The sequence below is a fragment of the Clostridium sp. AF37-5 genome (assembly GCF_003477605.1).
In the GTDB taxonomy this organism is placed as follows: Bacteria; Bacillota; Clostridia; order Lachnospirales; family Lachnospiraceae; genus Eubacterium_F.
In genome coordinates, this window is record NZ_QUDR01000007.1 from 26,617 (window position 1) to 40,655 (window position 14,039).

General features: G+C 41.1%; 18 protein-coding genes. 10 read left to right on the plus strand and 8 right to left on the minus strand.

Annotated features, from left to right (window positions below):
• Window positions 1-582: a sce7726 family protein gene (locus DW019_RS06220; RefSeq protein ID WP_022375858.1), complete on the minus strand. Its 582-nt coding sequence runs from the start codon at window positions 580-582 to the stop codon at window positions 1-3.
• Window positions 569-1,237, minus strand: coding sequence for a Crp/Fnr family transcriptional regulator (locus DW019_RS06225; protein WP_118442842.1), 669 nt, complete (start codon window positions 1,235-1,237; stop codon window positions 569-571). The genes DW019_RS06220 and DW019_RS06225 overlap by 14 nt, the downstream gene beginning before the upstream one ends.
• Before the next feature lie 114 nt (window positions 1,238-1,351).
• On the opposite strand from DW019_RS06225, the gene DW019_RS06230 reads away from it, so the two are divergent.
• The gene (locus DW019_RS06230) at window positions 1,352-2,062 is read left to right on the plus strand and encodes a 4Fe-4S binding protein (RefSeq protein ID WP_118442843.1); all 711 of its coding nucleotides are present in this window, start codon (window positions 1,352-1,354) and stop codon (window positions 2,060-2,062) included.
• Window positions 2,063-2,130: 68 nt separating this feature from the next.
• On the opposite strand, the gene DW019_RS06235 is transcribed toward DW019_RS06230, so the two are convergent.
• Window positions 2,131-2,469, minus strand: a complete 339-nt coding sequence (locus tag DW019_RS06235; protein ID WP_118442844.1) for a helix-turn-helix domain-containing protein — start codon at window positions 2,467-2,469, stop codon at window positions 2,131-2,133.
• A 151-nt stretch (window positions 2,470-2,620) separates the two neighbouring features.
• Between DW019_RS06235 and DW019_RS06240 the strand changes: the two genes are divergently transcribed.
• The 5 genes from DW019_RS06240 (at window position 2,621) to DW019_RS06255 (ending at window position 5,056) form a co-directional block, all read left to right on the plus strand.
• On the plus strand, window positions 2,621-3,016 hold the full coding sequence (locus DW019_RS06240; RefSeq protein ID WP_118442845.1) for a pyridoxamine 5'-phosphate oxidase family protein: 396 nt from the start codon (window positions 2,621-2,623) through the stop codon (window positions 3,014-3,016).
• Between the two features lie 38 nt (window positions 3,017-3,054).
• Complete coding sequence (locus DW019_RS06245; RefSeq protein WP_242989461.1) at window positions 3,055-3,327, plus strand: pyridoxamine 5'-phosphate oxidase family protein; 273 nt, start codon at window positions 3,055-3,057, stop codon at window positions 3,325-3,327.
• Between the two features lie 62 nt (window positions 3,328-3,389).
• Window positions 3,390-3,449, plus strand: coding sequence for a 4Fe-4S binding protein (locus DW019_RS15385; protein ID WP_243024112.1), 60 nt, complete (start codon window positions 3,390-3,392; stop codon window positions 3,447-3,449).
• Window position 3,450: 1 nt separating this feature from the next.
• Window positions 3,451-4,233 carry a protein-ADP-ribose hydrolase gene (locus tag DW019_RS06250; protein WP_117479918.1) on the plus strand — a complete coding sequence of 261 codons (783 nt, stop codon included), beginning with the start codon at window positions 3,451-3,453 and terminating at the stop codon, window positions 4,231-4,233.
• Window positions 4,178-5,056: a Sir2 family NAD-dependent protein deacetylase gene (locus tag DW019_RS06255; RefSeq protein ID WP_118442846.1), complete on the plus strand. Its 879-nt coding sequence runs from the start codon at window positions 4,178-4,180 to the stop codon at window positions 5,054-5,056. Before DW019_RS06250 ends, DW019_RS06255 begins: the two co-directional genes overlap by 56 nt.
• A 6-nt stretch (window positions 5,057-5,062) precedes the next feature.
• Here the strand turns inward: DW019_RS06255 and DW019_RS06260 are convergent, their stop codons facing one another.
• Both DW019_RS06260 and DW019_RS06265 read right to left on the minus strand, forming a co-directional pair.
• Window positions 5,063-5,647: a manganese efflux pump MntP family protein gene (locus DW019_RS06260; protein ID WP_118442847.1), complete on the minus strand. Its 585-nt coding sequence runs from the start codon at window positions 5,645-5,647 to the stop codon at window positions 5,063-5,065.
• A 146-nt stretch (window positions 5,648-5,793) separates the two neighbouring features.
• Window positions 5,794-6,087, minus strand: coding sequence for a hypothetical protein (locus DW019_RS06265; RefSeq protein WP_118442848.1), 294 nt, complete (start codon window positions 6,085-6,087; stop codon window positions 5,794-5,796).
• 69 nt (window positions 6,088-6,156) lie between these two features.
• Between DW019_RS06265 and DW019_RS06270 the strand changes: the two genes are divergently transcribed.
• The gene (locus tag DW019_RS06270; RefSeq protein ID WP_118442849.1) at window positions 6,157-6,975 is read left to right on the plus strand and encodes a hypothetical protein; all 819 of its coding nucleotides are present in this window, start codon (window positions 6,157-6,159) and stop codon (window positions 6,973-6,975) included.
• 67 nt (window positions 6,976-7,042) lie between these two features.
• Here DW019_RS06270 and DW019_RS06275 read toward each other — a convergent pair whose 3' ends face one another.
• Complete coding sequence (locus tag DW019_RS06275; RefSeq protein WP_118442850.1) at window positions 7,043-8,302, minus strand: Glu/Leu/Phe/Val dehydrogenase; 1,260 nt, start codon at window positions 8,300-8,302, stop codon at window positions 7,043-7,045.
• A 300-nt stretch (window positions 8,303-8,602) separates the two neighbouring features.
• On the opposite strand from DW019_RS06275, the gene DW019_RS06280 reads away from it, so the two are divergent.
• Both DW019_RS06280 and DW019_RS06285 read left to right on the plus strand, forming a co-directional pair.
• Window positions 8,603-9,079 carry an Lrp/AsnC family transcriptional regulator gene (locus tag DW019_RS06280; RefSeq protein ID WP_118442851.1) on the plus strand — a complete coding sequence of 159 codons (477 nt, stop codon included), beginning with the start codon at window positions 8,603-8,605 and terminating at the stop codon, window positions 9,077-9,079.
• Window positions 9,072-9,962 carry an alpha/beta hydrolase gene (locus DW019_RS06285; RefSeq protein ID WP_118442852.1) on the plus strand — a complete coding sequence of 297 codons (891 nt, stop codon included), beginning with the start codon at window positions 9,072-9,074 and terminating at the stop codon, window positions 9,960-9,962. The genes DW019_RS06280 and DW019_RS06285 overlap by 8 nt, the downstream gene beginning before the upstream one ends.
• A 13-nt stretch (window positions 9,963-9,975) precedes the next feature.
• Here DW019_RS06285 and DW019_RS06290 read toward each other — a convergent pair whose 3' ends face one another.
• Window positions 9,976-10,515 carry a DUF3877 family protein gene (locus DW019_RS06290; protein ID WP_118442853.1) on the minus strand — a complete coding sequence of 180 codons (540 nt, stop codon included), beginning with the start codon at window positions 10,513-10,515 and terminating at the stop codon, window positions 9,976-9,978.
• Between the two features lie 140 nt (window positions 10,516-10,655).
• Between DW019_RS06290 and DW019_RS06295 the strand changes: the two genes are divergently transcribed.
• Window positions 10,656-11,834, plus strand: a complete 1,179-nt coding sequence (locus tag DW019_RS06295) for a M20 family metallopeptidase (protein WP_118442854.1) — start codon at window positions 10,656-10,658, stop codon at window positions 11,832-11,834.
• A 16-nt stretch (window positions 11,835-11,850) separates the two neighbouring features.
• Here DW019_RS06295 and DW019_RS15390 read toward each other — a convergent pair whose 3' ends face one another.
• A complete protein-coding gene (locus tag DW019_RS15390) occupies window positions 11,851-14,028 on the minus strand; it encodes a transglutaminase domain-containing protein (protein WP_243024108.1) in 2,178 nt (725 codons plus the stop codon).
• Window positions 14,029-14,039: the final 11 nt, after the last annotated feature.

Here is a 14,039-nt window from a genome sequence, read left to right on the forward strand (position 1 = left end):
TCACCTCTTTTTAAATTCATCAATCTGCTGTTGAATCGTCGTGTAATCCCGCTCAAACAATTCATCACTAATTTGTTTATGCAGCAGATCTTCCGGTACTTTTTCCATGATTTTTTTGCGGACAAAATCTTTGCTTTTCTGCTTGTATGCCGGCAAATGATTCACTTCTTGAATATGTGCCAGTTCCGGACGCCACAACAATTTTATTTTGTGAAGCATTTTCTGCTTGGGATTTTTTTCGGCTTTACGGAGTACATAAAAATCGCACACTCCATCAACTTCTTCTACCGTAATAATGCCCCACCACTCCGGTACATGTTCCCCCACGTGATGAGCATGTTTCGAACCGGCAACGACATAATTTCGGTCAAAAAAACGGTCGTAATCTTTGACCTGACGTGAAAGTCTTGCGTAGGTATCTGCATCGCTTTTGATTTCAATTCCTACCAGTTCTTCTTCCAAAACCATCACAACATCCGCTCTGGATTTTCCCATCGTTTTTTCCTCTATAATCCGAGTTTTCCCGTACTGTTCCTCCAAAAAGTCAAATAGCGGTTCCCTGATATCTTTATCTTTTAACATCGTATTCCTCCGCCTCCAAAAGTTCAAATTCATTTTTATAGAAAGAAAGGATTCCTTCTTCCTGCATAAGTCCTAACTCCTTTGACAGTGCACTCCGGTCTAAATTCAGGTAATCCGCCATCTGCTGCCTGTTAAACGGAATCTTGAATTTCCGGCATCCGCTTCTCACCCTCTGCATGGAAAGATAGGTGTACACACGATCCCGGATTTTTTTCGGCGTTGTACAGAAAATACGATTTGACAACACCAGATTTTTCTTGCTGAGCATACGGATTATGTTCGCCTGCATTTTCCCGTACCACAAATATCCGGCATTTTTTTCATGCATAAGCTGTTTCATAGGAAGAAACAAAATAACCGTCTCGCTCGTAGCCACTGCATCTACCGCCATTGCCTCGCCACAGAGTGCATACGTCTCCGCAAATACATCCCCGGCTTCCGCATTTCCTAGCAGACTTACATTGCCGGAGACATCCACACTTTCTATATTTACATTTCCTTTTATGACAATTCCCATCTCCTCTGTAATGTCACCCTGATGAAAAATAATCGTATTTTTTTTGAATTTTTTCTCTCGCAGACACAAAAGACGAACCATCTCATCCCATTCTGCGTCCGTTATTTCCATAAAAATCGGTATTTGTGGTTTTTGCATTTTCGCTCCTCAATTTCAAAAAAATGATTTTCGTTGTTATAACAACATAATTTTAGCACAGCGTTTTCTATAATACAACCAGAAACAACAATTACCCGAAAGGAAGGATAAACTATGATACGAAGAATTATTCAGATTGATGAAGATAAATGTAACGGATGCGGTGCCTGTGCCAATGCCTGCCACGAAGGTGCCATCGGTATGGTAAACGGAAAAGCAAAATTGCTGCGCGACGACTACTGCGACGGACTTGGCGACTGTCTGCCAACCTGCCCGACCGGTGCCATTACTTTTGTAGAACGGGAAGCTGCTGCTTACGACGAAGAAGCTGTGAAAGAAAATATGAAAAAGAAAGCAAAAGAGAAAAAATCTCCAGCATTCAGTGGATGTCCCGGACAGAGAATGCGCCAGTTTGACCGCCGCAATTCAGCACCTGCTGTATCCGCAGACAATTCTCTTACGTCCGAATTAAGACAATGGCCGGTTCAGATTAAACTCGTACCGACAAAGGCTCCTTACTTTGATGGTGCAAAACTTTTGATTGCTGCGGACTGCACCGCCTATGCGTATGCTAATTTCCATCATGATTTTATCAAAGGAAAAATCACCGTTGTGGGCTGTCCAAAACTGGATGACATCGATTACTCAGAAAAACTAACCGAAATCATCCGGAACAATGACATCCAGAGTGTAACCGTTGTCCGCATGGAAGTACCGTGCTGTGGCGGACTTGAGCATGCGGCAAAGACAGCACTGCAAAACAGTGGAAAATTTATCCCATGGCAGGTTGTCACAATTTCTACGGATGGACAGATTTTAGATTAATTACAACACACAATACATGATGTGTATGTCTTCATAATCCCCGCTGCGGTTTTCAAAGCCGCCGGGGATTATTTCTCCATTTTCTTCTGATATTCTTCGCCCCACGTCCACATAGCGTCTAAAATCGGTTTCAAACTGTATCCCACGTCCGTCAATGAATATTCAACTTTTGGCGGCACCTCGGCATATACTTTTCGATTCACAAGTCCGCTCTGCTCCATCTGTCGAAGCTGTGCTGTCAACACTTTCTGCGAGACATGTCCAATTGATTTCCTTAACTCCCCAAACCGTTTTGTCCCCGGAAGTAAGTCTCTTAAAATTAACACTTTCCATTTATCACTAATTAAAGTAAGTGTCGTTTCCACCGGACAGGCAGGAAGTTTTTCTACTGTTGGTATATTTTCCATAGCAAAAGTCTCCTTTTTTCGCAATTGTTTCCTTTTGGTAACTATGGCACAAAATAGTGCTTACTTTACGAAAGGTCCCTATGGCGATATTATAATAGCATCAACAGGAAAACACAATATTTTTCCAAAAAAAATTCCAGGAGGTTTTATTATGAACAAAGTAATTGAATTTTTAAAAGAGAATCCGGTACAGTATCTCGCTACCGTAGGACGCGATGAAAAAGCAAAGTGCCGCCCATTTATGTTTGCCGGAGAAATGGACGGAAAACTGTGGTTCTGCACAAATAACACAAAAGATGTTTATCTGGATATGCAGAGCAATCCGGAAATTGAAATTTCTGTTTCCAGTCCATCTTATGCATGGATTCGCCTGCACGGAAAAGCCGTATTTGAAAACAACATGGCTGCAAAAGAAATGTGTATAGCCAATCCGATTGTCAAAGGACAGTATGAGACTGCGGATAATCCGATTTTTGAGGTATTTTACCTAGATGAGCCGCATGGTGTAATTGCTGATTTCTCCGGAAATCCACCGTATACATTTTAAGAAGTAACCCATTTTGCCGCCAGAAAGGAGAACATATAATGACAATGACGAAAAAGCAGTATCTTAATTTGTTGGTAAACGAATTTCATTCCGCCACCATGGCAACGATTGGCGCAGACGGTCATCCGGTAACCCGCATCATTGATTTGATGCTTTGGGATGAATCCGGTGTTTATTTCTTGACGGCAAAAGGGAAATCCCTTTATACTCAGCTTATGGAGCAGAAATTTATCGCCCTGTCTGCAACCGCAGAGAAACGGGCGATTTCCCTTCGCGGTAAAATTAAAAATATTCACTCCGAAAAATTATAAGAAATATTTGAAAGAAATCCTTATATGAAGGGAATTTATCCCGGCGATACCAAAATCGATGCCTGCACTGCGGACAATGCAAAGAAATCTGCCCAAAACAAGCTATTAAAAAGAGGTATTAGCATGACAAAAAAAGAACGACTTATCTTTCTCATCCAGACATTACTAAAAGAAAGTCCGGAATACCACAATACGCCCATTCCGAAAGGTCTGGCGGAGCAGCGTATGCTTTTGCGTGCTCTGATGAATGTCCGGGCACCAAAGCCAATCGATGAGAATTTTATACAAGTGCAAAATGAATATCTACAGGAAGTAATTGAGGAAAAGGGAGTGACTGACCTTGACGATTTAACACCGGTCAAAGACAATTTGTATGTGTGGCAGGGAGATATTACAACACTTCGTTGTGATGCAATTGTAAATGCCGCCAACTCCCAGATGACCGGCTGCTACATTCCGGGTCATACCTGCATTGATAACTGTATTCACACTTACGCCGGTGTGCAGCTGCGCTATGACTGCTTTCAAAAAATGCAAAAACAAGGGTTTGAAGAACCAACCGGCCAGGCAAAGATAACACCTGCTTATAACCTGCCCTGCCGCTATGTTCTCCACACTGTCGGACCGATTGTGGGGGGACACCTGACAAAAAGAGACTGTGATTTGCTGGCAAACTGTTACACTTCCTGCATGCAGCTCGCTACAGAATACCATTTAGAAAGTATTGCTTTTTGCTGCATTTCCACCGGCGTTTTTCATTTTCCAAACGAGAAAGCAGCCGAAATTGCTATTGATACAGTAAGAAACTTTATGAACAACAATGACACAACAATACAGAAGGTGGTATTTAATGTTTTCAAAGAAAATGACAAAGAAATCTATGAACGACTGCTCAGCTCAAATTAACCGGTTAAAAGAAAAACTGGAAAAGGCAGATGCCGTTATCATCGGGGCAGGTGCAGGTCTTTCGACCTCTGCCGGATTCACCTATTCCGGAGAACGATTTAACAGATATTTTTCAGACTTTATTGCTAAATATGGCTTTTCTGATATGTACTCCGGCGGCTTTTATCCGTTTGAGACCTTGAATGAACACTGGGCATACTGGAGCCGCTATATTTATATCAACCGCTATCAAAATGCACCCAGACCGGTTTATGAAAATCTACTGAAACTAGTAAAAGATAAGGATTATTTTATCCTTACTACTAATGTAGACCACTGCTTTCAAAAGGCTGGATTTGATAAAAAAAGACTTTTTTACACTCAAGGTGATTATGGACTCTTTCAGTGTTCCAAACCATGCTGCAGCAAAACTTTTGATAATGAAGTTCAAATCCATCAAATGATGAAAGAACAGGAAAACATGCGGATTCCGGACTATCTAATCCCCCTCTGTCCACACTGCGGCGCTCCTCTGTCAATGAATCTAAGAGCTGATTCTACTTTCGTAGAGGACAAGGGATGGCACGCAGCCGCCAGCCGCTATGATGACTTTTTACGCCGGCATAAAAACTTAAACGTCCTATTTTTGGAACTTGGTACCGGATATAACACACCCGGCATCATTAAATATCCATTCCGGCAGATGACTGCTGCCTGGCCGGATGCTTTTTATGCTTGTATCAATCTTGGACAGACAGAAGTTCCATTGGAAATCCAGAACAAGTCCATAGGCATTTCAAAGGATGCCGGAGAAGTGATAGAAAATTTGCTTACGGGTATCTGATACAATCTAAAAAACACCCGAAACAAAAATTTCAATACCGATTGCAATCAGAATCGCACCACCAAGAATTGTTGCTTTATTGGAAAATTTCGTTCCGCATTTTTTACCAAGAATTAAGCCGGTAAAGCTGATTACAAAGGTCACCGCCGCAATAATCAGAGAGCACGCCAGTGCCATAATAAAATCGTACTCCGCAATCGTAAACCCGACAGACAATGCATCAATTGAGGTTGCAATTCCCTGTACCAAGAGAGCGAGTGCACCAACTTTCGCTTTTTCCACTTCTTCGGCTCCATCCTGAATACCTTCCTTCACCATTTTCCCTCCGATAAAAAGAAGCAGTATCAGTGCAATCCATGGAATGAATTTCTCAAACATTTTAAAATATTCAATAATGGTGTGAACACATACCCAGCCGGTCATTGGCATTAATGCCTGAAAGAAACCAAAGGTTCCTGCAATGGCACACATTTTTTTCTTGTGCATCCAAGACTCATTCAATCCATTTGCTAAAGAAACTGAAAACGCATCCATCGCCAGACCTACACCAAGCAATATACTGTTGAATACAAAAAATAAACTCCATTCCATTTCACAATCCTCCATCTGTTTTCCATTCCGTAATTCCCCATCTTTTGCATAAAAAAACGGGTACAGCAGACATCACTATACCCGGTTGAATTTCTAAAATAGATAGACTTCACGTATAGGAATCCGCTATACATGAGTCTCGCAATTTAAAACAAGCCAGACCATTCGGTCAGTATGTTGACTTGATACGTGTCGTACACGCTCGCTACTCCCTCATGGAAATTAATTGATAACAGAATATCATTAAAGTGGAAGGTTGTCAACTTTTTCTGCAAAGCCACCGGTGTTCCAATCTTTAATTCTTTTGCCGTCATATTCCGGTTGATTCGAATATCTTTCTTCTTAAGAATAAACGGAAGTTTCTTTTCCTTATCAGCATATAGGAAAGAATTACGCTGACTACCTGTGCGGCAACCGTCCTTTGTAAAAATTTGCAACATTCTATCCTTTTCACTCGTTATATATATGAAAACATGATAAAATGATATTATTGATTGGAGGAATGTATCATGAAAAAAACAATTTTATTTGCCGTTTTCGCTATTTTGTGCCTGGGAACCGCACTCCCTGTCCACGCAAAAACAATCCGAAAAAATTATGTGGTCATGCAGGGCGGCACACGGGGAATTAAAGTAAAGAGCAATTTGGCAAAAAAGAAAGTGAGTAATAAAAAAATATCAGCTAAATTTAACAGTCATTATATGTCACTTGTCATTACCGGAAAAAAGGCCGGCAAGTCAACTCTGACCTACTGGTATGGAAAGGGCAAAACAAAATATCGTTATACCGTTACTGTTTTAAGTAAAAGCAAGGTAAAAGCACTGGCAAAGAAAAAACTGAAAAAATATGTAACCGCACTTCCGGAAGGAACCAATTACTCTTATGTGGATTTAAACAATGACGGTGTATCCGAAGTATTTTCGGACAATGGGATTACCTATTACAATTACGCAACAAAAAAATGCGTAACAAAGGATTATAAAATCGGAAATTTTTACGCCGGCAAAAACAGCAAAACTCTTTTGATAACCCGGCCACAGGAAGAAATCCGTAAAACTGAATTTTTTGAATATTTTTCTTCCCTTTATGAGATAAATCCAACAAAAGTATTTGACCTTGTTGACACCGCTGCCGGCTACCGAAAGTACACTACTGTCGGATTAAAAGAATATGGAATTAAAGATGCAAATGCCATTTATTCCTTCTATGATACTCACTATGACCAGGACGATTACGACTACGTTGGCTATACCAAAGAGGAATTGACAAAAAAAATACTGGAATCCATTCCAAATGCCAAAGAAGTTCTCAAAACGAAAACTAAATAAAAAAACAATTTGTTAGAGACTATAACAAGATATGTTATTCAGTCTCTAACAAATTTTTGGGGTTTTATCACGGGAAAATCCCCTTAATTTCTTCCGCGTAAATTAATTTCTTCAGAGCTACCACATAAGCCGCCATTCGATAGGTGCAGTCATACTTCTCTTTTGCTTCCGTAATCTCTGCAAACGATTTAGACATCAGATTTTCCAACATCTCATTGACGCGGTCACGCTCCCAGGTAAGTTCCTGAATATTCTGAACCCACTCAAAGTAGGAAACGATAACACCACCGCCATTAGCAAAAATATCCGGAATTACCGGTATACCGCGCTTTTCCAAAATTGCATCTGCCTCTTTGGACGTTGGACCATTGGCTGCCTCCACAATATAAGAGCACTGCAATTTATCCGCATTTTCTTCGGTAATCTGATTTTCCAAAGCTGCCGGAACTAACACATCACACGGTGTTGTTAATACTTCCGAATTGGAAATATGAGTAATTCCTTCTGCGTCGTAATCTTTCAAAAGAGCCCCAGACGTTTCCAGATACTCAGCAATCGTATCAACATCCAAACCATCCTCTTTGTATAAACCGCCGGACACATCACTGATTGCCACAACTTTGCTTCCCCTGTGCCGGAAAATTTTTGCCGCATTACTTCCGACATTTCCCATTCCCTGAATGACCACTTTTATTTCGTCCAAATTTTTTCCCTCTTTGGCAAGAAGCAATTTGGTACTTATCACAACACCACGTCCGGTTGCCGAATTTCTTCCACGTGAACCGCCAAGTTCAATTGGCTTTCCGGTGACAACGCCCGGACACGGCTTTCCCTGCAGCTGACTGTAAGTATCCAAAACCCAAGCCATCGTCTGAGCATTTGTATTTACATCCGGTGCCGGAATATCCGAATCTGCACCGATAATTGGTGCAATCGCAAAAGTATAACGTCTTGTAAGCGCCCGCAGTTCCCGCTTGGATAATTTATGCGGGTCAACTTTAATACCGCCCTTTGCGCCACCGTATGGAATATTCGCAATTGCACATTTTAATGACATCCACGTAGCCAGTGCGCGAACTTCATTTAATGTAATATTCTGATGATATCGAATACCACCTTTGAATGGTCCGCGGATATTCGAGTGCTGAACACGATATCCTTCAAACACATGAACCGAACCATCATCCATTTCAACCGGAAGGTAAACTTTTGTCTCACGCTGAGGACATTTGATAATTTCCATATAAGGACTATCAATCCCTGCCATTTTCGCTGCATCACTCATTACATTTCTTACATTTTCATATGGGTCATAACTATGTGCCATAATAGCCTCTCTTTCTGCTTTCGCAACTTCCCATTTCCTGCTCCCTGCCGGATGCGCATCGGCTTTACGTCTAATACCTTATTCCTCATTTTTTTGAAAGTCAAGGTTTTCAGAATTTTCAAATTTATTTAATAAAATTAACCATTCGCACTTAATCAAACAAACCATTTTGTATTTTCACAAAATAAAATTAAGTGTGTTCTTGACGTTGTCTCCTAAAAAGAGTATGCTGATTTTGTAGGATTGCATCACAAGGAAGCAACCCGCAGACATCATATTACTTAAGAATGGAGTTTGACAATGAAGAAGAACGAACTTGACCATGTGGACTGTGAAATTTTGAATTTACTCAGTAAAAACGGACGAATGAGTGTAAAGGATTTGGCAAATGAAGTTTTCCTCTCTTCTCCTGCTGCCTCGGCGAGAGTGGAGCGGCTTGAAAAAGAGGGTTACATTACCGGTTATCACGCCACATTAAATCCCGAACTTCTCGGCTTTCACATCCGGGCTTTTATAAACCTTGAGGTTGAGCCAAATCAGAAAGCGGAATTTTATCCTTATATCCGTTCCTGTCTTAATGTGATCGAATGCAATTGCGTGACCGGCGATTATTCGATGCTTTTAGAAGTTCTTTTTCACAGCACAACCGATTTGGATACTTTTATTGGTGAATTGCAAAAATACGGACGCACCAAAACATTGATTGTATTTTCAACTTCTGTAGACCACAGAGAAGTAACGATTCAGAATATACCAAAGGAGAAGTCAGATGAGTAATTTTATGACGAAAAATTTTTATAAACAGCGGGAAGACTTTGAAAAATCGGCAGCTGTTCGCGACAAAAAATTTTCTTTCCCGGATGGCGTAGTCGAAAGCCGTGATATTCCCTATATCGCTGACAGTCAGAAAGAACATCTCATGGATGTGTACCGCCCACAGGGAAAAGAAAATGAAACACTCCCTGTCATCATCAACATCCACGGCGGCGGTCTGTTAATCGGCAATAAAGAATTCAACCGCTATTTTTGTGCCAGATTATGTCTTTTAGGCTATGTTGTATTCAGCGTTGAATATCGTCTTGTCCCGGACTGCAGCGTTTACGACCAGTTTTCAGATGTCTCAACCGCCATGACATTTATCCGTGACAATTTATCCTCCTATGGGGGAAATCCGGATAGAATCTATGGCGTTGCCGACAGCGGCGGTGCTTATCTTTTAACAAATGTAGCTGCAATGACAAAGAACAAGAAATTCGCCAAAGCTGCCCACACAAAGGCACCTGATTTTTCCCTGAATGCCCTTGGACTTATCAGTGGCATGTTTTACACAACCCGCTTTGACAAAATCGGTCTTTTCCTTCCTTCTTATTTGTATGGAAAGGGCTATAAAAAGAAAGCAATTGCACCGTATGTAAACATTGAAAATCCGGAAATTATTTCGGCGCTTCCACCATGCTTTTTAGTTACCAGCCACAGCGATAACTTAGAGCATTATACCGTAAAATTTGAAAAGGCATTGAAAGCAAACCGGGTATCACACAAGCTGCTCCGGTTTGGGAAAAATAAAAAACTCACGCACGCCTTTAGTGTATTCGAGCCATTCTATGAAGAAAGCACAAAAACACTAAAATCCATGCATGAGTATTTCCAGTCTTTTTAGAAGGTCCGGACTTTTATAATCCTAAATCCTCATAATCCTCCGGTAAAAACCGATGGTAAATAATATGACAGCCTTCGTCTTTGAAACAATAGAGATATTTATCTTTGGAATCCACAAAATGAATCATGTAGTCAAATTCTCCATGATTCATTTTTTCTATTTCATAAGCATCTTTCTGTTTCGCAAACAATGCCTCTACTTCTTCCATGACCGTGCCATGCTTTGCCAAAAGCGCTACCAGGTCAAATATAAATTGGTTCTGTCCACCGTTTTGATGAACATACTCGGTTGCACGCTCAGATAAAAAGAAACAAAAGCGCTCTCCTTTGTGTGTTATTTCTACTTCACCGAATTTATCATAAGCAAAGGATTTAAACTTTGAAAGTTTTTCCTGCATCTCATCAGCGGAAACGTCTCCTCCAAAAAAATGATTTAACGAACTCAAAGGATAATACAAACGGATTGGCTCTTTCATGTAACCAAGTTTCGCCTGCTCCTCTGCCACAATGTCACATAAATTATCCATTAATTTCTGATATGCCTCATTCTGCATGCTAATAATCTCCTTTGATGTACTATTTTTACTCTACATCGGGCATTATATAACGAGGGGAAATAAAAAGCAAGTAGAGGGTTGCCAGTTAGGGTTTTATTCTTTATGATTATAAGTATCAATATAAATGGAGGGATTAGATGAATTACTATAAACGTGCGTTGGAATTAAAAAAGGAAACGATTGCGAACCGCCGCTATCTGCATGAACATGCAGAGACAGGGCTGCATCTTGAAAATACGGTGGAGTTTGTGATGAAGCGGCTTACGGAATATGGTCTTAACCCGGAAAGATGCGGGGAAGGCGTGACGGCTTTGCTTGGACAAGGTGAGCCGGTTCTTCTGCTTCGTGCCGATATGGATGCGCTTCCTCTGACAGAAGAAAGCGGAGAAAGTTTTTCATGTAAAACCGGAAAAATGCACGCCTGCGGACATGATTTTCACGCTGCCATGCTCCTTAGTGCGGCTAAGATGCTAAAGGAAAATGAATCTCATTTATGCGGACGCGTGAAGTTTATGTTCCAGCCGGCAGAGGAAACTTTTGAGGGGGCTGACAACATGATCGAACACGGCATTTTAGAAAATCCAAAGCCGGATGCCGCGCTTGCTTTCCATGTAACGACCGGCAGAAGTCCGGTTGGCACTTTTATGTACAATAGCAAAAATACCATGATGAACTCGGTGGATGGCTTTCAAATTACCATCCACGGAAAAGGTTCCCACGGTGCCTGCCCGCATCAGGGCATTGACCCGATTAACATTGGTGTTCACATTTATCTTGCCCTGCAGGAACTAATTGCCAGAGAAAGTAATCCTGCCGATTCCTGTGTTCTCACAATCGGCCGGTTTTGTGCCGGTGAAGTTGCCAATATTATTCCGGAAACAGCCATTTTACAAGGAACACTGCGCACCAATAACGAAGCCGCAAGGGAAATCCTTGTAAAACGAATCCGCGAAGTCAGTGAACGAACCGCTGCGGTATATAACGGAAGTATTGAATATACTGTGCTTTCCGCCGTCCCACCGCTTATATGCAATCCGGATTTGACAGAAGAATTTGTTTCTGCCATGAAAACTCTTGCCATTCCAACGCTAAATGGTTATCCGGATATTAACGCACCCGCTTCGGAAGATTTTGCCTCGATTGCAAACAAAATTCCAAGTACGTATATGTATTTGTCTGCCGGCTTTGAGGATGAGCGCGGCGATTACCCGGTGCACCATCCAAAGGCTCTGTTTAATGAGGACGTGTGCCCGATTGGGGCTGCCTGCTACGCACAGTGTGCGGAAACATTTCTAAAAAACCGAGGGAAGATTTAATCCCTCGGTTTTCTTATCAGAACGGAAATTCAAAACAATGCCAGAAGCGAAGAACTAATTTTTTAATGCAGGAAGATTCCTGCCACATCGTATTCTGAATTTCATTTCCATATTCTCTTAATTGTGATAACTCTTTCTCCGTTATTTCACCGTTCTCATCAAACCAGAAACGTTCCATGCCCTCTCGTATCTCCCGTGGCAAATCTTCTTCGGAAAGTTTTAAATAGGCAAATAACGTGGTCAAATATGAAATAATAAATCGATAATTCGCTGCCGTATCTGCCTGCATAAGTGTTTTTCTACGCTTGTAGACTATAGCCTTTCTGCGAATTGCAAGCACTCCTGCGAAAAGAAAACTTACAGCAAAAATGCAAATTACGATCCATAAAATGATTTGCTGCCACGATAAGTATTTGTTCGGTGCCTCATTTTGTTTTGATTTTTCTTTCTTTTTCGTAACCTTCTGCGAAATTGAGGTCTGCTGTTTTTCTATTTTCTTCTGCTGTTTTGCTTTCACCGTAATCTTATCATAATGTCCCGGTGTCACATCCACGGGAAGCCACCCCACACCATCACAGTAAATTTCCACCCATGCATGCGCATTTTGCCCGGTCACGTCCGCACGGTAATTTCCATTAGCATCTTTTTCATCGGAAGTAACTGCCTCATATCCCTCCACATATCTCGCCGGGATATTCGCCGCACGAAATGCAAGCGTACCAAGAGAAGCATACTGCAGGGCATCCCAGTCACCTTTCTCTTTTCCCGCATTTTTTAAAGAACTTCTAATTTTTTCAATAAACGAAACCAAATTATCTTTCTTTTGAGGAACATACGGTGCAACCTCTTCTTTGGCCTTTTTTGAAAGGGCAAGATAATGTTTTTTTACAAACTTTCGATAATCCATTTCCATATCCGCATAGGCGCGCACCTTTTCGTCTGTAATCGTCTGTTTCTGCCAGTCAACTCCCGCCGTTTTCAAAAGAGAATCTTCATCTATCATGCAAATTTTGTATGTATTTTTTTCATCTTCACGATTGCTCCAGAATTTTTTTTGCAAATTCAAATCCCGGTAAAGGGTATCCAACGACTGAATACTCGAAAAATCCACACCGTAAGGCAAATACTGATACCTCTCATAAGCCCCTGTATTTTCAACTATAATCGTTCCTTCTTTCTCCTCTTTTTCCAATCCGTTTTGCTGGCGGCCTGCCGCCTCACAGTAACTGTACAACTGAGCAAGTGGATGAAATCCATCCGACCGGTACCGATTAAATATTCCCTCGTATTTTTCCCCGTATTCTTTTCCTTCTAATGGTTCCCACCGGTTTTCATGATATTCACTTCCTACATATCCCTTCAAATAATACTTGCCCTTTTCGCTTGCAAAGACAGTCAGACGTTTTTCCCCGCTCAAGGCAATTCCCTCTTTAATTTTTCCCTCCGGCAAATCTTTTTCCCCATATCGTATCGCATTCGCTTCCTCTGTTATATTTTCCTTCAAATCTGCTATGATTTCATTTTTGTGATAAAGCTGCCGGTTCCATGTAAAACAGATAAAAACAGCCACTATAACAACCATTTTGCAAAATGCTGCCAAATAATTTTTTTCTTCATCCACTTTCGTATGCGAGTGGGCATATATCCCTGCTAATGACAAAAAAGCCATTGCACCAACACACCATGCAGACGGCATTTCAAAAAATACAGCCAAAGATACAAGCGCTGCCCAGAAAACAAGGACAGGAACCCAGTGTTTCCCTTTGATTGCAATTGTCAAATATCCGGATAAAAACCACGCCGTAAGACAAAAGAATACCACCATAGCAAGTTCTCTGTTCATATAATTCGGTACAACAAAATAGAAAACTGATTCCCCGGTCACAGCATTAAATCCGGCAGTCACCTGATTTACAAAATCCAGTGCACCGGAAATCCATATCGTGCGAAATGCAAAAAGCAAAAGGATTCCCAACACAAAATAAACCAACACAATTTTTGTGCTTTTTGTGGAAAATATAACGAGACAACAAAGAACGGACACAACCATCGAAATAAACCACCATTTTGTATCCACAAACATTTGCTGCACACAAAAAAGAATGCCCGCCACGGTAAATATCGATAAAATCAGGGCAAAAAAACTTTTTTTCTGTTTTTTCTCTTCTACCAGTCGAAATCCTTGATTCTCCACTTTCTTTCCTC